Source organism: Reichenbachiella agariperforans (assembly GCF_900142205.1).
GTDB classification, from domain to species: Bacteria; Bacteroidota; Bacteroidia; order Cytophagales; family Cyclobacteriaceae; genus Reichenbachiella; species Reichenbachiella agariperforans.
Genome location: NZ_FRAA01000005.1, coordinates 54,168 through 73,166, shown reverse-complemented (window position 1 = coordinate 73,166; position 18,999 = coordinate 54,168). Strand labels below are relative to the sequence as shown.

Genomic DNA, 18,999 nt, shown 5'->3' with positions numbered 1-18,999 from the left:
CTATAGCGCAGCTTTTGCAGCTTCTACGACTTTCTTGCTATTCCCAACGAATATTTGATCATCGAGTATAATCACAGGACGCTTGAGGAAGGTGTATTCTTCGAGAATGTAGTTTTTGTAGTCCTCTTCTGTTAGGGTTTTGTCTCCAAGATTCCATGCCTTGTATTTCATCGATCTGCGGCTAAACAACGCTTCGTAACTGCCAGCCATATCTTTCATTTGCTCCACTTGCTCAGCGGTCATTGCTTCTGTTTTGATGTCTTGCATCGTGATGTTGTCTGGCGTGAGACCCAGTTCTTTGATGATACGGCTGCAAGTGCTACAGGTAGAGAGATAGTATATCTTTTTCATTCGTTATTATTTGTTAAGAATCATACAAATCTAGGTGCAATACTCGAATGAAGGAGGGGTTCATTTGAAATTTCAACATGAAGGTGGTTAATTCGTGGTTGGTAATTAATAAACACTAAACATTTTATGAAGATTAGAACAGTACTATCCGCAGTGCTTTTGAGCATGGCGGTATTTGTAGCACAAGCGCAAGAAGAAGAAATAACAACAGAAGAACTTACCCAATATGCCAAGGTCATGTTATCAATAGATTCCATGAAAGCAGATTTGCAGGCCAAAACCAATGACATGGTGAAGAATGATCCATTGATGGACATGGGACGTACATTCAATGCTATCAAACAGGCCAATGGAGACAGTGCTAAGCTTGCAGCAGCAGAGATTTCCCCAGAGCAACTGGCTGCCTATGATTCCATTCAGAGCAATATCGAAGTATTGAAGGCAAATTTTAAGACCAACTATACTGCAGCGATCAAAGATGATCTAGGTGCTGGCAACTACAACAAAGTCAAAAAAGCACTCAAAGCAGACCCTGCACTGAAAGAAAGTTATGATGAAATCGTCGCAACCTTGCAGCAACCAGCCACAGAGGAGCAAGAAGGATAGGAGGTTATCTTGTTGATAATATGGAGTTTCTGCTCTGATTTGTAAACCGATATGTATATATTGAACGCCTATCGACTGACTAAACCATATCTAAACCATGTTTACAGAATTTGAGATTGAAAGCCTCATTGCACTAGACGATGTGATTGAGGCTACTGCAGCACTCAAAAAGGAATTTGTCAAAGCAGAAGCTCCATATTTAGAAATTTCCGATCAAGACTTTTTCTCCCTCATCATGATGGCACCTACTGTTGGAGTAGCACTGGCAGATGGCCAGGTGAGTTTCTTTGAAGAAATGGCACTGAACAAAAAGGCTCGAAAACTATCCAAAGGAGGCTATTTCTGGGGGAAAGACCCTGTGGTTTTCGGAATGAAATTTTTGCTGTCTAAGTACGATATCTGGGAGATGAAATTCTTAGCGGTGATTCGAATCGCCATGGAGCAATCATTCGATATTGCTAGTCTAGAGCAACCTTACGATCCACAGGTGAAAGTAACGCTCGATGATTATCGAAAAGCAGTACTCGCTACTCCCTATATTTTCATCCGGTTTTTGGCTTCATTTTTCCTAGATAGCGACGAAGATATTATTAGTCCGCGCAGTATGACTAAGACGGATCACGAACGTCTATTGGCGATCGGGGACAAATTGGGGTTGAATAAAGTGCCGCTGTTTCATTATTTCTGTGCCACATTCGAAGTGCATTAATTCTGGTAAACAGGGGGAGTTCCTTACATTTTTCTATAATTAATTTTCTTTTACGGCGTTATTCAATCTAATTTGTGTCTCAATTGTAGGTGATTTGAATAAACACGTTTTTTACCCATATATTATGTTGTTGGTGGCGGTGGCTATCCTCGCATCTTGTAAAGAAGATGAGGTGGTAGACGAAGCTTATGCTGCGCAAGAAGCCATCATTTTGGATTATCTCCAAGAGAATGACTTGAGCGATTCTACCCAAAAAGATGAATCAGGCATTTACTACCAAATCATTACCGAAAACAGATCCGGTATATCTGCAAGCACAGGCGATGTGCTGTCCATCTATTACACTGCCCAAGCAGTAGACAACCAGCCCTATGATGCAGTTACCAACAATGGAAGCAACGAACCTGTAAAAATGCAGTTCAATACGGGATCAATTTTCCCGGTAGGCTTAGATATTTCATTAGGATTGATGGAAGAAGGAGATACAGCCATTTTTTATATCCCTACATCATTGGCTTATGAAGGGCTAGATGAGCTGTCCTCTATCATCCCAGCGAATAGTGTGATCATCATGACGGTCGAGCTAGTAGGGATACAGTCGGAGACCGAACAGGATTCAGAAGAAACTTTGATGATAGAAGCATTTATCTCTGAACAGAAACTGGACAGTGCGATCATCGATAGTACCATGATCGGTGGTGTCTGGGTCAGAGATACTACGATGTACCTACCCGTGGACTCTGTGGAGCTTTTGCCATCAGGAGTCTACTACAAGCGTACAGAAGAGGGACAATCTAACCAAACAGTCAATGCGGGAGAATTGGCAGATATCCAGTATCTGGCTTATAAAATGGAAAGCTATGCGAGTGGCTCTTCGTTTGATGGAACTACTGGTAGTGACTTCTTTTCCTTCCCATTGAATGATCAGGCAGTGATCACTGGATTGGATGCCGGAGTAGACGTGATGGAAAGAGAAGAGCGTGCGTTGCTGATTATGCCATCACGTACGGCTTACGGGGCAAGTGCCTTTGTCACACCTAGAAATAGAAAGGACTATCTGGTCGAGAAAGATGTGATACCCACTTACGCAAGTAAAGTCTCACCTTATCAAATTCTTGTTTTTGAAGTCGAATTGTTGCAACCTCAACCCATCGTCAATTGAGATATAAACTAATCATATGGTTTTGTGTTATCTCATGGAGCGCAGTAGCACAGGAGTACGAGTACACTGAGCAGGATATCTATCGATCTCCAGTACGGGCTGTACTCAATATGTTTTCTATGACAGTGAGTACTGGTTACAATGCGACAACTTACAAACACAGTCTATCTGGTTATTATTTGATTCAAACCCAAACGGGACAATACATTACTGAAAATACGGGCGAAGCACTCCCTTTGGAGTTTGAAACTTACGAAAACTGGCTCAATGATCCCCAGATTGGAATTCCAGTAAACTTAGAGGATACTTTTGATGTGCCATATCCTGGTATTTCCAATCCAGTAAACAATCCTCTACTGGTCAATAGTGACCGTATCTTTAACGCTGATTCGTTGGGTCTAGGATTTAAAAGAACCAGTTGGGCTGTCCCGCTGAATTTACGCGTGCGCTTTAACTACAAGGGCTTTAGAGTAGGGGGAGGTGTATCCTTTCTGTATCAGAAAATTAATTCGCTTAAACCTACCGTAGAGGGGTTGGGGGTTCGAAACTATGAGCCTAACATCGGTTCTGTATTTCAGTTCAAGTATTTTGGGATGGTGGGATATAAATTCTATGACTTTTGGGACTACTCTTTTGCTGGGGAAGTAGAGTTCGGGAAAGAAAAGTATCTCGGAGATAAATTCAATACGGCACTCATGAACCAAAGTGTCTATTTTAATCTCGGTATATCTATCGAAAAAAATCTCTCAGAGTACTTCCGTGTAGTGGTCAAACCATCTTATAATTTTCAATCCTACCAAATGGCTATGCCAAGCATGGGAAGTATCAAGCATAACACGCCTTCATTCAACATTAACTTCGGAATTAGTATTACCATTCCCGAAATCCCACGAACTCCTATGAAAAGTGATCATGTACAGCTCAAGCATGTGATTGTAGATCCCGAAACTGGTCGGTACACTGAGGTAAGAGGTCAGCCAATTTGGAAAGTCCAAAACCCAAAGGTGGGACAGAATCATCGCAAACTTTGGAGATACAAGTGGCGAAATAAGAGGAAAATCAACCCTTATTAAGTAACTGAAAAACAGTTGTTTACAAAGCTGTTTTTTTAACCATTTCTTTGACGCATTTAAGGCACTTTCTTTATTTAAAAATATTGCTATTTCGCCCCTATTTTAGTTAAATTGCAGGCTTGAAAAATGCGTTTTCAATTAACTATTTATGGCAGAAGATAACGAAGACTTTCCTATAGGGGATCAGCATATTATTCCTATCAATATCGAGGATGAAATGCGTGGTGCTTACATTGATTATTCAATGTCAGTTATTATATCCAGAGCATTGCCAGATGTGCGTGACGGTTTGAAACCCGTACACAGACGCGTACTATATGGGATGTTAGATTTAGGGGTACTACACAATAGAGCATATAAGAAATCAGCAAGAATAGTCGGGGAGGTACTCGGTAAGTACCACCCACATGGTGACTCATCTGTATACGATACGATGGTGCGTATGGCGCAGCATTGGTCGCTTAGATATCCGCTGGTAGATGGTCAGGGTAACTTTGGATCCGTGGATGGTGATTCACCTGCTGCGATGCGTTACACAGAGGCGCGTCTCAAAAGAATGGCGGAAGAGTTGTTGACGGATATCAACAAACGTACGGTAGATTTCCAACCTAACTTTGATGATTCACTGAAGGAACCTTCTGTGTTACCTGCCAAATTTCCTAACCTATTGGTCAACGGTACTTCTGGTATCGCAGTAGGTATGGCTACTAATATGGCACCTCACAACCTAACCGAGGTGGTTAATGGTATCGTGGCATACATTGATAACAAAGAAATTGATATCCCAGAGCTGATGCAGCATATCACTGCGCCAGATTTTCCGACAGGGGCAACGATCTATGGTTACCAGGGAGTTAGGTCAGGATATGAAACGGGTAGAGGTCGTGTCGTACTACGTGCCAAGGCTACTTTCGAAGTGACTAAGACAGGTAGAGAGCAGATCATCGTCCATGAGATTCCTTATCAGGTCAATAAAGCAAACATGATCGAAAAGACTGCTGCTTTGATCAATGATAAGAAACTGGAAGGTATTAGCGATATACGTGACGAGTCAGATAGAGATGGTATGCGTATTGTGTACGACATCAAAAAAGATGCAATCCCTAACATTGTTCTCAACAACCTATATAAATACACGCAATTACAATCCTCTTTCGGAATCAACAATGTGGCACTGGTCAAGGGGCGTCCGCATACGTTGAACTTGAAAGACCTCATTGTTCATTTTGTAGAACACAGGCACGAGGTAGTCATTAGACGTACGCAGTACGAGCTAGAAGAGGCAGAGAAAAGAGCACATATCTTAGAAGGATATTTGATTGCTTTGGATAATCTCGATGAAGTGATCAGCTTGATCAGAAACTCTAGGGATCCCGAGATTGCTAAAACTGGTTTGATGGAGAATTTCGGTCTGTCTGAGATTCAGGCAAAAGCGATTCTGGAAATGAGACTACAGCGTCTCACAGGTCTGGAGAGAGAGAAGATTCAGAAAGAATACGACGAAATCAAAGAACTCATCGATCACTTGAATGCTATTTTGGCGAGTGAAGATATGAGAATGGACATCATCAAAACAGAACTCCTCGAAATTAAGGATAAGTATGGTGATGAAAGAAGATCTGATATAGAGCACGCTGCGGACGACTTCACGGCTGAAGACATGATCCCTGACGATGAGATGGTCATCACGATCTCCCATGAGGGCTATATCAAAAGAACTGCACTGACAGAGTACAAGACCCAAGGTCGAGGTGGAGTAGGATCAAGAGGTGCTGCGACCAAAACGGATGACTTTACAGAGCACCTTTTTGTGGCGACTGCACACAACTACTTGTTGATTTTTACAGAGTTTGGTAAGGTCTACTGGAAGAAAGTTTGGGAAATCCCAGAAGGAGGTAAAGCGACAAAAGGTCGTGCCATCCAAAACTTGATCAATATCGAACCAGACGATAGAGTTCGTTCGGTGATCAACGTGAAGACACTCAGCGATGAAGACTATATCAAAAACAACTTTATCGTAATGTGTACCAAAAAAGGTACAATAAAGAAAACCGCTTTAGAAGCATACTCAAGACCAAGACAAAATGGTATCAATGCCATTAGTATCCACGAAGGAGATAAGTTGCTTAATGTAAGCTTGACCAATGGCGATAATCATATCGTGATTGCCAAAAAGTCTGGTAGAGCAATTCACTTCCATGAGGCAGATGTACGATCTATGGGACGAACGGCCTCTGGTGTTAGAGGTGTGGCATTAGAAGGTGCAGATGACTATGTAGTGGGTATGGTGTGTATCGTTCGTGAAGATGCAAACCTACTTGTCGTATCTGAAAAAGGATATGGTAAGCGCTCAGAGATCGACGCTTATAGGATCACTAAAAGAGGCGGTAAAGGAGTGAAAGCAATGAACGTCACCGAAAAGACTGGCGCACTTGTTGCTATCAAGGAGGTCATCGATACAGATGACTTGATGATTATCAACCGATCTGGCATCACGATTCGTATGGCCGTGGACACACTACGTGTCATGGGACGTGCGACGCAGGGAGTTAGATTGATCAAACTAGGTGACAATGATGAGATATCATCTGTCGAAAAAATCGAAAGAATTGAAAGCGATGAGGTCGAAGAAATGAAAGGAGAAGATACTCCTGAAAATAGCTCCGAAAATCCAGACGCTACAGATAGTTCTTCAGAAGAAGAAACAGATAACAATCAATAAACAATTAAGACAGGATTATCCAAAAATCCATTACGCAAACAATTGGAAATTATGAACACTAAAAGAATACTTGTATTAGCTATTGCTATCATGATGAGTACCATTTCTTTCGCACAGAAAGGATCGGTGACCAAGGCGGATTCTTATCTGACCAAAGGCGAATTGGTTTCTGCAAAGGCAGAGATTGATGTGGCAATTACTATTGAAAAAAATGCTGGGAAGTCAAAAACTTGGTTTACTAGAGGTAAAATATACCAAGCCATTGCTACAAGTGAAGATGAATCAAACAAATCGATTGATAAAGAGGCTCTAGCAAAAGCTGTAGAGGCATATAACAAGACTTTGTCTATGGAGAAAGAGAATAGCTCATACTACTTGATCGCTACGACTAACTTGGATCAAATGTGGGGCAACTTCTTAAATGCTGGTGGTACTGCATATGGGGAAGAAAATTATGACCTAGCTTTAAATCAATTTGAGAAAGCATTGGAAGTAAAGAGCGAAGATTCTACGACATTGTTTTATGCGGGTGTAGCAGCACAGCAAGGTGGTAAAGTTGAAAAGACTTTGGCTTACTACTACAAAATGATCGAACTGGATATCGCCAATGAAGACATCTACTCTTCTGTTATCTTTTATGAGAGACAATCAGAAAACTCAGAGAAGGCACTCGAAGTAACGAGAGCAGCGCAAGAGAAATTCCCAACGGACAGTAGATTCGGACAAGAAGAAATCAGCTTGTTGTTGTCAATGGACAAACTAGATGAAGCCGAGGCACAATTGCTAAAAGCGATCGAAGAAGATCCAAACAACATTAATTTACATTTGAATCTAGGTGTATTGTATGACAACTTAGGTTCTGCGCAGGCAAGTGAAGACAAGCAAACAGAAGCTGATGCTAGTTTTGAAAAGGCTAAAGAAAGCTACTTGAATGCGATCAAGATCGACCCAGATAACTACATCGCTAACTTCAATGCTGGTGTGATTTATGTCAACATGGCGAAAGGATACTATGACGAAGTAAGAGACATGGATCTTAAAAGCTATGACAAATATGGTCCTGCTAAAATCAAAAAGGCAGATGCTATTTTGAAGCAAGGATTGCCATACATGGAAAAAGCAATTAGCATTAAGCCAGATGATATCGACGGCTTGAAAGCGTTGCAGCAGATGTACACACAGTTGAAAATGATGGATAAGGCGGAAGCTGTCCTAGACAAAGTTGACGCTTTAGAAGCGGCTCAGTAAGAAATAACAATATTTAGAGAAACCCTGATTGCATACATTGCGTCAGGGTTTTTTTGTGCACAAATTTTATGGCTAAGAAGAAAGAAGTAGAGGGAAGAACATGGGGTAAAAAGCTGATCCGTTTTGGTGTAAAGCTGATGGTTGTCGGCGTGTCTATTTTTGCCCTGTTCATTACCAGTATCTACTTAGGAATGTGGGGTGCACTCCCCAATCAAAAGACGCTAGAAAACATCTCCAACAGTCAGTCTACCATTGTTTATGATAAGCACGAGCAGATCATAGGTAAGTTTTATTTATTCGATCGTACTTCTATCTCTTTTGATGATCTGCCAGAGCACCTCGTACAAGGACTCGTCGCGACGGAGGACGCTCGATTTTATTCTCATTCTGGGATAGATTATCTCAGTATGGGGCGTGTTTTGGTGAAGACGCTTATTCTTGGTGATCGCTCTTCGGGTGGGGGCAGTACCATTTCACAGCAGTTGGCTAAGAACCTTTTCCCCAGAGAGAAAAATGGAAAGCTTGGTTTAGCAATTGCTAAAATCAAAGAGGCGATCACCGCACAGCGCTTAGAGAAAATTTACTCCAAAGAGGACATCATCACTCTCTATCTTAATACAGTTTCTTTCCCAGACAATGCATATGGCATAGAGTCAGCGGCGAGGAAGTTCTATAACAAGCCTGTATCTGCATTGGATTTAGGCGAGTCAGCATCACTTATTGGTTCACTCAAAGCTACTAATACCTATAACCCGAGAATCCACCCTGAGAAAAGTCAGTCCAGAAGAAATGTGGTTTTGTATCAAATGGTTAAATATGATTACCTGACAAAGGAACGGTACGATGAGATCAAAGAAACCCCAACAGCACTGCAATATACCAAAGTGCGAACTGCTGATGCTACTGCACCATACTTTCTAGAGCAAGTACGCCTTAAAGCCAAAAAACTTCTTTCCAAACACGTAAAAGGTGATGAGTCTCAATATAACCTATATACGGATGGACTTAGAATATATACTACGCTAGACCTAGGTATGCAGAGAAAGGCTGAAGAGGCCTTAAGAGAGCATATGCCAACCTTACAACGTAGTTTTGAAAATAACTGGGGAGAAATGGCACCATGGAAAAGTGACCGTAACTTTATAAACAACCTCATCATACAGAGTCCTGTCTACAAACACTTGAAGGTAGCTGGTTATACACATCAGGAGATTCTTGATTCTATGTCTGTTAAGTCCGATATGCCTTGGTTTGATTGGGATCATGATGAGGAAGCTCTCATGAATGCTAGTACGATTGATAGCCTGAAGCACTATGCCAAATTGCTCAATGCAGGCTTTCTGGCTTTAGAGCCTACTACGGGAGCTATACAGGTGTGGATAGGAGGTGTCAATCATAACTACTACAAATATGATCATGTCAACCAAAGCAAACGACAAGTAGGATCAACTTTCAAGCCTTTCGTTTATGCCGCTGCATTGGAAAGTGGAGTAGACCCATGTGACCATATCTCAGGTAAGACGATAACATATACCAATTTCGAAAACTGGACACCCAGCAATGGAACAGATGAGTATGATGATAAATACCTGTCTATGCAAGCTGCTCTGACCCGTTCTATCAACACAGTCGCAGTGAAGATGATGGAGAAGGCTGGGGTGGATCGTGTGATGGATTTGGCCAAAGACGCAGGCATTCATAGTCATCTACCTCGAGTTCCATCACTGGCTCTAGGGACAGCCGAGCTTAGTATGACGGAGCTGGCAGAGGCATACTGTGTCTTTGTGAATCAGGGTCGAGGACAGGAGGCTTATATGATAGCCTCAATAGTAGATGCTGATGGAGAAGATATATACACTAGAGAAAAGCCAAGGCCAAAAGAGCAAGTAATCAGTGAGTATACTTACCAGATCATGCAGGAACTCCTTCAGGCAGTGACTGAAGCAGGAGGGACAGGAAGTCGGTTGAGATGGAAATATAAACTCGACAATGATATAGCTGGAAAAACAGGTACGACTCAATCCAATAGAGACGGTTGGTTCGTCGGGCTGACGCCTAATTTAGTCACTGTTAGTTGGGTAGGGGCAGACAACCCTGGTCTGTATTTCAAGGATACCCGTTACGGTCAGGGCGCTAATTCGGCACTACCTATATTCGGATTATTCTATCAAAAGCTGAATGCCGACCAAGATTATCGTTCTATCACACAAGCCCAATTTGCGACACCCGATCAAGAGGTCATGGAAGACTTGGACTGTGTAGGGGTAGAGGAAGAAAATTTCTTTCAGGGCTTATTTACTAAAGACGGGAAACCCAAAGAGAAAAGCTATGATCAAGAGGAACCGAGTGATGACTATGATCAAGAAGAAAGCAAAGAAGAAGAGGATAAAGGAGTCTTTAAGAAATTGAAAAAACTATTCAAAAGGAATAAGTAGAACGAGACTACAGGAGATCATGGTGTTTAAAACTCTGTATCTAACCCTAGATCATCTCTCAGTTTAAGTAGGCTAGGGTTTTTCTTAGCCATCACAGCGAAGATCTCAGTACTGGTGTATGGTTTTCGATCTTCCTGATTTTCAGAGAACTTGTAGCTGACCTGTATCATAGAATTTTTTAATTCCTTTCTTAGGAACTCTAACATCTCTACTTCTACATTTTGCACCATAGTAGCCTCCACACGGTTAGAGATAGGGTACTCAATGGTGAGCTCATTTAGCTGAAAAGGACGTTTAAGTACGTTTTTGACAGAGACTGATGGAGAGAATTTTTCTACATACTCAGTTATTTTTCTGACAATATCATCTTTCGTGACTGGACGAGATTCAACAACTACGGGAGCCTCTTCTTTGGTTTGATTAGAAATCTCTTCTGCCTTTGGTTTGTTGAAAATGTTTTTCAGGCTAGGCGTTTCTTTGGCCTTGGTCTGTGGTTTTTCTGGCGGAGTTAGCTTCTCTGATTGTGGCTTTTTACGCTCGGAGGAGTCTGCAGACGGTGTGGATCCTAGAGTCGATGAAGGCGAAGCTGTAGAAGCACTTTTGGTAGAAGCTTCTGCGCTTATGCCGTCGCTAATTTTTTTTTTACGGGCTCTGTGCCTGTAGATAACTGAAAAGCTTGTTTGAGATAGCCTAATTTCATGATGGCTAACTCTACATGTAACCTCTGATTTTTGCTAGACTTATACTGTAAATCTGCTTGGTTCAGGATATTGAGGCCAGACATGAGGAAGGACAGGTTCACTGCCTTTGCCTGCTCGATGTATTTTTGTTCTATGCTTTTTGATACGTTGAGTAGCTTCACCGTTTCAGGGTCTTTGCAGACCATGAGGTTTCTAAAATGTTCCGTCAGACCTACGAGGAAGTTGTGCCCATCAAAACCATTTCTTAGAATCTCGTCATAGATCAGTAGTGATGAAGATACATTCTCAGCGTATAGATTTTCGGTCAGTTTAAAAAAGTAATCATAGTCAAGAATATGAAGATTCTTGATTGTGTCTTGGTAGGTAACTTTGTTACCTGATGAAAATGTTACAATCAGGTCAAAGATGGATAGCGCATCTCTGAGTGCACCATCAGCTTTTTGAGCAATGAGATGTAGCGCTTCGTCCTCTACGTCAATGTTTTCGCTCTCAGCTATTTTTTTGAGCTGATAGGTAATGTCATCTATTTCAATTCTGTTGAAATCAAATATTTGACATCTAGATAATATAGTAGGGATGACCTTATGTTTTTCGGTCGTCGCTAGGATGAAAATCGCATAAGAAGGCGGTTCTTCGAGGGTTTTCAAGAAAGCATTGAAAGCCTGATTCGAGAGCATGTGAACCTCATCTATGATATAGACTTTAAAGGAACCTTGCTGAGGAGGATAACGTACCTGATCGATCAGGTTTCGGATGTCCTCTACCGAGTTGTTAGAGGCAGCATCGAGTTCGTAGATGTTGAGTGCGTTGACTTGTTCACCTCCTTGTTGGTCATCGAATTTGTTGACCATTCTCGCTAAAATACGCGCACAAGTGGTTTTACCTACTCCTCTAGGTCCGCAGAAAAGCAGTGCCTGAGCCAAGTGATTGTTGTCAATGGCATTCTTTAGAGTCGTCGTAATGTGGCTTTGTCCTACCACTTCATCAAAGCCCAGAGGTCTATATTTCCTTGCCGATACTACGAAATTCTCCATGCGTGCAATTTAAGCATGCGTTTGATATATCTACAAGTCGTAGGTTAATATTCTTATTTAAATTTCGGAAGTGGGGAATTGCTATGCTCTACAAGTTAGCCTGAATTTAGTATGGTGATTTTTATAATTATTTGCACTATGAGAATTGTTTGCATGATGCCTCTGCCTTAGATTTGTTGATAATAAGTTAGATACTTCAACCAATTAATTAATAGCTATGTACAAGAGAATTTTATTACTTTCTGTTTTCAGTTTGTTTATTTGTTTTACAGCTTTATGTCAGGAGGATGGCAAAACGAAAAAGAATAAAGAACAGGTGAAATCAGGAGATGTGTCTGAAAAGCATGCCTTTCACATACATCAGCATGTGATGATCACCAAAAAAGATGGTGCACAAGTAGAGGCTGTGATCCACGGGCATTTGTCGAGGAAGACCTATTGGGTGCGTGAGTGGCACGGGAACCGTGAAGGCAAGGTGAAAGAAAAGTATATGCGACCTATGACTGAGCAAGAAGTTGCTACTTTGAAAAAGTAGCCGTTTGAATTATGTGCTCCCTTCTGTTGTGAAGGAATGAAATGAACCGATGTGTAAACTTCGGTTTTTTCGTTTAGTGCTAGATTATTTGTAATAATTCTATTCTAAACCGTTAAGTCATTAATTTACGATTCAAAATCAATATAACTCCAAACTCATTGAAAAAACTAAGAATATCCTATTTAGTGCTACTCTTACTAGTAGTGACGTGGTCTGATATGCTAGGACAAGGTTGTAGTGATGCAGGGTTTTGCACCATGGGAGCCATGAAGCCTGACCAATATTATAGTGAAAAAGTAGACGTTAAACTCCGGTCGGTAGAGATCAATGCCTATCGTGGTAAGACGACATTGTCTCCAGTGGTCTATGTATTGACGGCTGATATGACTTTTTCCATCACCAATAAACTGTTTGTACAAGCCAAAGTGCCCTACCAGACTGTGACGGGTAATCTAGGAGATACTGGAGGCTTAGGAGACATATCTCTGAGTTTAACTCGAAATTTACTAGAGACAAAAAAAGGTGTCCTTAGTGCAACTGTTGGTACCAAGATTCCTTCAAATCATTCAGATATCGAAAAGCAAAACAATGAATTCTTGTCAGAGGGTCAGGATTTGCCTATGTATTATCAAACCAGTTTGGGTTCTTACGACTTCATTGCTGGGGGGGCTTGGATCAACGAAAAATGGCTTTTCGCAACAGGTATTCAGATAGCCCTCACGCAAAATCAAAATGACTTCAGGTGGGGACAGTGGCTTGGATACCCTAATGGGCAGCCGCACGCTGAACCTGACCCTTATATATTTGAGTATCCACTAGCTAATAATCTCAAAAGAGGAACAGACGTGATGCTGAGAGTGGAGAGAAATTTTCGTTTCACGAATTTCAACTTCAATGTGGGGCTACTACCAATATATCGAATCACTAAAGACGAAGTGTACGATTTCGACATTGACCAGCGCGTGAAGCTAGATGGCACAACTGGACTGGCTTTGACGGCATTGCTAGGGGCAGGCTATAGTTTTAATGTCAACAGTGGGGTTAAGTTTTTGTATGGAAAGAAAATAACGGATCGAAAAGTTAATCCAGATGGATTGACCAGAAATTATGTAACCAGTCTGAGCTATGTGTATAGATTTTAAAGCGTTCGTCTTGATAATACTATTTGGGACAATGGTATGGACTGGACATGCACAGGATATGGCAAAAGCCAATCAACTGCTAGAGTCATCACAGTATCTGGAGGCTCATCAGATGTATGCTGAGTTGGCGGATCAGTTTTGGGAAAACAAACAATGGAATTCTTATGCAGTATCTCGGCTCAAGATATCGACCTGTGAACTAGCATTAGGCCATATCGACGTGTCTATTCAAGAAGCAGAGCGCATCTTGGAGTTTGCCCACGGATACCTGCAAGACACAAGTGAGTTGGTAGGGCAGACACGCTTACTGATGGGCAGTGCGCTCCTACATGTGGGGCGAAACGACCTTGCTCTGGAACAACTACTTCTAGCTGAACCGAATATCTCTGACGCTACATTGGATAAAGCCGAGTGCTATGAAAGCATGGCGATAGCGTACTGGAACAATGGAAACGATGACTTAGCACTGCAGTATCATGAGAGAGCTTTTGGGATGCGAAAGCAGCTCGGTGCTCCTGATGGACTGTTAGGAGACTCTAACAACAATATAGGTCTTGTTTATATCAAGGATGAACCACGTCAAAGTATGATTTATCTCAATCGTGCCTTGAGGTACTATCAGTCAGATGTAGATCAAAACCGTCAAAAGATAGGTGTGTGTTATATCAATTTGGCCTTTGCCGAAGTGGGGTTGGGCAACTATCAAGATGCTTTGCATTATTTGGATAGGCTGGATAGTATGTGGACGAAACTGTACGCTGGGGATCATCCCAATAAGGCGTTTGCACTGAGTAGTAGGGGGCGTATTCTCAAATTGAAGGGCGCCTATGATGAGGCGTTGACCTATCAAGAAGAAGCTTTGGCAATGTATAAGTCGCTACACGGAGAGAAGCATCCAGATGTGGCCAATACCTATTTTTTGATCGGGCAGCTGTACCAAGAACGAAAGGATTACCAGCAAGCAGCGAGCTACTATCAACAATCGATCTATGCCAACCTCTACGATCAGCAGTATGAGGACTTGTATGATGTGCCAGAGGTTAAAAATTACTACCACGCAGAAATCTTATTGTCCTCTCTACAATCCAAAGCACAGGCTTTAGAGGCGCTACATTTTGAGAAGTCGCTAAAGCTGAGAGATATCAACGGCGCACTGGATAGTTACCTGCGCTGTGACGAGTTGATCGGTAAGATTCGTCAGCAGCGCATCAATGAGCAGGACAAGCTCCGTCTGGCGGCTATTGCCGCAGATGTCTATGAAAACGGGATCAGTGTCTCCAAGTACCTCAGCGAGCGGACTTTTCAACGCAAGCATTACCTGGATATCGCTTTTGATTTCATGGAGAGAAGTAAAGCGGCTGTGTTGCTAGAGGCCATTACGGAGACAAAGGCCAAACACTTTGCGGGTATTTCGGATGAGGATCTTGCTACTGAAGACAGCCTGAAAACGGAAATTGATATGCTGGAGCAGATGATGTTGCAGGATATTTCAGATGTGCAGCGGAGCGAGTTTCAAAATCAACTCTTTACCTATGAGTCAGCATTGAGAGATTTTGTGTCTTTGTTGGAAGAAAAACACCCTGAGTATTTCAAATTGAAATATGATACGCATCTAGCGACCTTGTCAGAGTTGCAAGTTAGTTTGGCCGAAGGAGAAGGTGTATTGTCTTACTTTACAGCAAAGGATAAAATCTACATATTCTTGGTGACGCACCGAAAGTCAATATTGACGGAGGTCGAGATAGGGCAAAATTGGAGTGGTAAAGTCATAGGTATGAGAAACGCCATCAAATACCAGATGCAGGAAGAGTTCATGGATATATCCCAACAAATGTACGAGACCTTGATACCGTCTGGGATAGACCCGTTGCATACGTTGACCATATTGCCTGACGGAGTGTTGTCGACGATTCCATTCGAGAGTTTAGTAAAGTCTGATCGTGATGGGAACCGATATTTGATAGAGCAAGCAGCGGTAAACTATGACTATAGTGCCACGCTATACCTCAGTAATATATCCAGTCAACCGACGGCTGCCAACCGGCAAGTGCTATTGATTGCGCCAGTGGATTTTGATCGTTTGGATGGAATGTCAGACCTACCTGCGACTATGGACGAAGTGAATGAGATCAAATACCTTTTTGGAGGGAATGATGTAGAGGTAAATATGGCGGTAAGGGCTGATGCATCCAAGGAAGTTTTGGTAGGCGATCTGTCTAGCTACCACTATCTACACTTTGCTACGCATGGGGTAGTTAACGAGTCCAATCCAGATCAGTCACGAATCTATATGCATTCGACTGCTAGCAGCGATGGTAGGCTGTACTGTAGCGAAATATATAATCTCAAACTCAATGCAGGGCTCGTGTCCCTGTCAGCTTGTGAGACGGGGTTAGGTAAGATTTCGAAGGGAGAGGGCGTGATAGGTCTGAGTCGTGCGCTTAAGTACGCAGGTGCTAAAAATCTCATGGTCTCACTATGGCAGGTCAATGATCAATCTACCTCAGATATGATGATTTCCTTTTACCAAAACCACTTGTATCATTCGGATCAGGAAGGGTATAGTGATGATTTGAGAAAAGCCAAATTGAAAATGATTGGTTCAGACGATTTTTCAGCACCTTACTATTGGGCACCATTTGTTTTGGTTGGGAGATAAACCGGTCATCATGAGATGTGTTTTGTTTTGGCTAAGTTTACACCGTTACTTTTTATCAAACTGGAATTATGAAAAGGACTTTTTTCTTGCGGTTTTGGTTGATAGTGGTACTGTTTTCGTTTTTGGCAAGCGCGCAAGCAAGTGACTTGACATGGCAGCAGGCGCAGCAAAACAAAGGGGGTGTCATTACAATACAGTACAAACTCAATGAGCCTTTTCTGCTTTCTAACGATGGTGTCTTAGAAGGGCTGGAGTATGAGATGATGATTGGGTTTCAGCGTTTCTTGTCCAAAAAATACGGCGTAAAAATTCAGTACAAATGGCACGAGTGGCAAACCCTCGCCGAGATATTCGGGCAAATACAGAATGAAGAGAATGCGGGTGACATAGGTCTAGACATCATCTCATGGACTGCTGATCGTGAGCGGAATGTTAAATTCTCCAATCCCTACTTCCCTGATTTTCAGGTTTTGGTGACTCATAGGACCAACCCTACAGTCCTGCATGAGGAGGATTTTAGCAATCCATACAGCGACTATACAGCGATCTCTGTACTCGGTACGACTTATGATCAGAACCTGAAACGGATCAAAGAAGCTAATCAGTTCGGGTTTGAGTTGAAGTACATAGATAAGAGTACACAGATCATCCAAGAAGTGGCCGCTACGCCTAGGAGTTTTGGGTATAGCGACCTGACGCGGTATCTTTTGGCGCTAGATCAGAACTGGCCTATCAAACGGCTCAATGCTTTTGCCATGAAAGGGCATGGGTTGGGCGTGGTTTTTAATCATAACTCGGACTGGGATGCTCCCTTCAATGAGTACCTGGCAAGCCCTGAATTTGCGCGTATCAAGAAGGGGAGTGTACAGCGCTACTTCGGCTCGGAGTTCAATGCATTCATCAAGAATCTCTCGAACCATCAAGACGAAGAAGTCGTCCTCCTGATGCAGGAAAAAATGTTCATGGACGAAGAACTAGAACTAAATCGTCAGGAGGTAGAGCGTCAGACCCGTGTCAAGAACCTCATGCTGGTTATCATTGCTTTTGCGGTGGTTATTGCCTTCTTCTTATTCAACCGGAGTTGGATCAAATCCAAAGCGAATAAACAGCTCCTCGAACATCAGGAAATGATCGAAAAGCAAAACGAAGAACTCATCGCTGTGAATCAGGACAAAAATAATTTCATTCACATCCTATCGCATGACCTCCGTGCTCCCATCAATAACATCAACAGCATCTCAAAGATCTTGAGCGCTGACCTGAAACTGGAAGAAGGAGAAACCAAGATGCTACACCACATCACGACCGAGTCACAGCGTCTGAGTGACATGGTGACACGGATACTGGATATCGAAAAGATAGAGTCTCGCACAATAGACGAGTACCAGCCCGTAGACCTTGGTAAGCTGCTCGCAGAGATAGCAAAGAATTTTTCTTCAGCAGCAGCGGCAAAGAGTATTTCGATAGAGACAGATTTGGAGGAAGGTACCTACATTATGGGGTTGGATGAGTTTGTTTTCCATGTGTTTGACAACTTGTTATCCAATGCCATCAAGTTTTCTCCTCTTAAAAAGAGCATTTATATCAGTACGAACCGAGTAGGGGAAGACATAGAAATCAGTATACGAGATGAAGGGCCTGGTATCTCTGAGGCAGACCAGGTTAAAATGTTTCATAAATTTCAGGTATTGACTGCTAAAGCTACAGGAGGAGAACAGTCCAATGGACTCGGCCTATCTATCGTCAGCAAATACATAGGACTCTTAGAGGGTAACCTTCGCTGCGAATCGACATTAGGAGAAGGTACGGCCTTTATCGTGTCTTTTCAGGCTGCTCCACAAGATGTCAAAAAGCTTTGAACATTAGAAAACAAGTTTTAAAATCATTGTCTCCTCAACGAGAAGAGGTTCTAGCTTTCAAAACGGATCGATTTTTGTGTTCATCCTTTGATCAAATAGACGGATGCTTTGTAAGGCTAATCTTAGTGAAACACCAAGATATAGGTGTTTGGTTTTAGTGTTGGTGGGGCAATATTCCTGACTAACCGTTACCCCAACCCCAAGGTAAGGCAACCCCAGCCCCAAGGTAAGGCAACCCCAGCTCCAAGGTAAGGCAACCCCAGCCCCAAGGTAAAGCAACCTCAACCCCAAGATAAAGCAACCCCAGCCCCAAGGTAAGGCAACCCCAGCCCCAAGGTAAGGCAACCTCAGCTCCAAGGTAAGGCAACCCCAGCCCCAAGGTAAGGCAACCCCAGCCCCAAGGTAAGGCAACCCCAGCTCCAAGGTAAGGCAACCCCAGCCCCAAGGTAAGGCAACCCCAGCTCCAAGGTAAGGCAACCCCAACCCCAAGGTAAGGCAACCTCAGCCTCAGGGTAAAGTAAGCTTTAGTCTTCGGTAGCCTTACCTTTGAATACCCCCAACCTAACTCTCCTTGGAACGATGTAATGGGAGTGAATGACTTACTTGGTGACGTGAATTTGTACTTCTCATCGCTTCCTTTGTCATTTGTGATCAAATGGTTATACAAAGGAGGTGATGAGGTATAAGAATGAACAACGTAAATCGAACCATTGATTATTATAGTGCTCTCTTTGCTATCTATTCCAATATTTTAAACAACCTG

14 protein-coding genes are annotated in these 18,999 nt (G+C 42.4%); 11 read left to right on the top strand and 3 right to left on the bottom strand.

The features are described 5' to 3' along the window. Positions 1-351 carry an arsenate reductase family protein gene (locus tag BUB99_RS13460; protein ID WP_073123102.1) on the bottom strand — a complete coding sequence of 117 codons (351 nt, stop codon included), beginning with the start codon at positions 349-351 and terminating at the stop codon, positions 1-3. A 126-nt stretch (positions 352-477) separates the two neighbouring features. Here BUB99_RS13460 and BUB99_RS13455 point away from each other — a divergent pair, with 126 nt between their 5' ends. The 7 genes from BUB99_RS13455 (at position 478) to BUB99_RS13425 (ending at position 10,306) form a co-directional block, all read left to right on the top strand. After that, positions 478-957 (top strand): DUF4168 domain-containing protein, encoded by a 480-nt coding sequence (locus BUB99_RS13455; RefSeq protein WP_084190554.1) that lies wholly within the window; start codon positions 478-480, stop codon positions 955-957. Between the two features lie 97 nt (positions 958-1,054). Further along, positions 1,055-1,666 (top strand): hypothetical protein, encoded by a 612-nt coding sequence (locus BUB99_RS13450; protein ID WP_073123098.1) that lies wholly within the window; start codon positions 1,055-1,057, stop codon positions 1,664-1,666. A gap of 94 nt (positions 1,667-1,760) precedes the next feature. Next, positions 1,761-2,828 (top strand): FKBP-type peptidyl-prolyl cis-trans isomerase, encoded by a 1,068-nt coding sequence (locus tag BUB99_RS13445; RefSeq protein WP_139281013.1) that lies wholly within the window; start codon positions 1,761-1,763, stop codon positions 2,826-2,828. Beyond that, positions 2,825-3,901, top strand: coding sequence for a hypothetical protein (locus BUB99_RS13440; RefSeq protein WP_073123094.1), 1,077 nt, complete (start codon positions 2,825-2,827; stop codon positions 3,899-3,901). The genes BUB99_RS13445 and BUB99_RS13440 overlap by 4 nt, the downstream gene beginning before the upstream one ends. A 148-nt stretch (positions 3,902-4,049) precedes the next feature. Then, a complete protein-coding gene (gene gyrA / locus BUB99_RS13435; protein WP_073123092.1) occupies positions 4,050-6,623 on the top strand; it encodes a DNA gyrase subunit A in 2,574 nt (857 codons plus the stop codon). A gap of 51 nt (positions 6,624-6,674) precedes the next feature. After that, complete coding sequence (locus BUB99_RS13430) at positions 6,675-7,871, top strand: tetratricopeptide repeat protein (RefSeq protein WP_139281012.1); 1,197 nt, start codon at positions 6,675-6,677, stop codon at positions 7,869-7,871. Positions 7,872-7,939: 68 nt separating this feature from the next. Then, positions 7,940-10,306, top strand: a complete 2,367-nt coding sequence (locus tag BUB99_RS13425) for a penicillin-binding protein 1A (protein ID WP_073123088.1) — start codon at positions 7,940-7,942, stop codon at positions 10,304-10,306. Positions 10,307-10,332: 26 nt separating this feature from the next. Here BUB99_RS13425 and BUB99_RS13420 read toward each other — a convergent pair whose 3' ends face one another. Then, a complete protein-coding gene (locus BUB99_RS13420; protein ID WP_216011972.1) occupies positions 10,333-10,512 on the bottom strand; it encodes a hypothetical protein in 180 nt (59 codons plus the stop codon). A gap of 413 nt (positions 10,513-10,925) precedes the next feature. Then, positions 10,926-12,041 carry a DNA polymerase III subunit gamma/tau gene (gene dnaX / locus BUB99_RS13415; RefSeq protein ID WP_073123084.1) on the bottom strand — a complete coding sequence of 372 codons (1,116 nt, stop codon included), beginning with the start codon at positions 12,039-12,041 and terminating at the stop codon, positions 10,926-10,928. A gap of 217 nt (positions 12,042-12,258) precedes the next feature. Between dnaX and BUB99_RS13410 the strand changes: the two genes are divergently transcribed. The 4 genes from BUB99_RS13410 (at position 12,259) to BUB99_RS13395 (ending at position 18,236) form a co-directional block, all read left to right on the top strand. Further along, positions 12,259-12,576, top strand: coding sequence for a hypothetical protein (locus tag BUB99_RS13410; protein ID WP_073123082.1), 318 nt, complete (start codon positions 12,259-12,261; stop codon positions 12,574-12,576). A 158-nt stretch (positions 12,577-12,734) separates the two neighbouring features. After that, positions 12,735-13,718, top strand: coding sequence for a hypothetical protein (locus BUB99_RS13405; RefSeq protein WP_139281010.1), 984 nt, complete (start codon positions 12,735-12,737; stop codon positions 13,716-13,718). A gap of 10 nt (positions 13,719-13,728) precedes the next feature. Further along, positions 13,729-16,377, top strand: a complete 2,649-nt coding sequence (locus tag BUB99_RS13400; RefSeq protein ID WP_170863807.1) for a CHAT domain-containing protein — start codon at positions 13,729-13,731, stop codon at positions 16,375-16,377. Positions 16,378-16,445: 68 nt separating this feature from the next. Next, complete coding sequence (locus tag BUB99_RS13395) at positions 16,446-18,236, top strand: ATP-binding protein (protein ID WP_073123077.1); 1,791 nt, start codon at positions 16,446-16,448, stop codon at positions 18,234-18,236. Positions 18,237-18,999: the final 763 nt, after the last annotated feature.

Coding starts and splice junctions, on each gene's coding strand:
- BUB99_RS13460 (WP_073123102.1), bottom strand. CDS start 351: ATGAAAAAGATATACTATCTCTCTACCTGTAGCACTTGCAGCCGTATC.
- BUB99_RS13455 (WP_084190554.1), top strand. CDS start 478: ATGAAGATTAGAACAGTACTATCCGCAGTGCTTTTGAGCATGGCGGTA.
- BUB99_RS13450 (WP_073123098.1), top strand. CDS start 1,055: ATGTTTACAGAATTTGAGATTGAAAGCCTCATTGCACTAGACGATGTG.
- gyrA (WP_073123092.1), top strand. CDS start 4,050: ATGGCAGAAGATAACGAAGACTTTCCTATAGGGGATCAGCATATTATT.
- BUB99_RS13430 (WP_139281012.1), top strand. CDS start 6,675: ATGAACACTAAAAGAATACTTGTATTAGCTATTGCTATCATGATGAGT.
- BUB99_RS13425 (WP_073123088.1), top strand. CDS start 7,940: ATGGCTAAGAAGAAAGAAGTAGAGGGAAGAACATGGGGTAAAAAGCTG.
- BUB99_RS13420 (WP_216011972.1), bottom strand. CDS start 10,512: ATGTTAGAGTTCCTAAGAAAGGAATTAAAAAATTCTATGATACAGGTC.
- dnaX (WP_073123084.1), bottom strand. CDS start 12,041: ATGGAGAATTTCGTAGTATCGGCAAGGAAATATAGACCTCTGGGCTTT.
- BUB99_RS13410 (WP_073123082.1), top strand. CDS start 12,259: ATGTACAAGAGAATTTTATTACTTTCTGTTTTCAGTTTGTTTATTTGT.
- BUB99_RS13395 (WP_073123077.1), top strand. CDS start 16,446: ATGAAAAGGACTTTTTTCTTGCGGTTTTGGTTGATAGTGGTACTGTTT.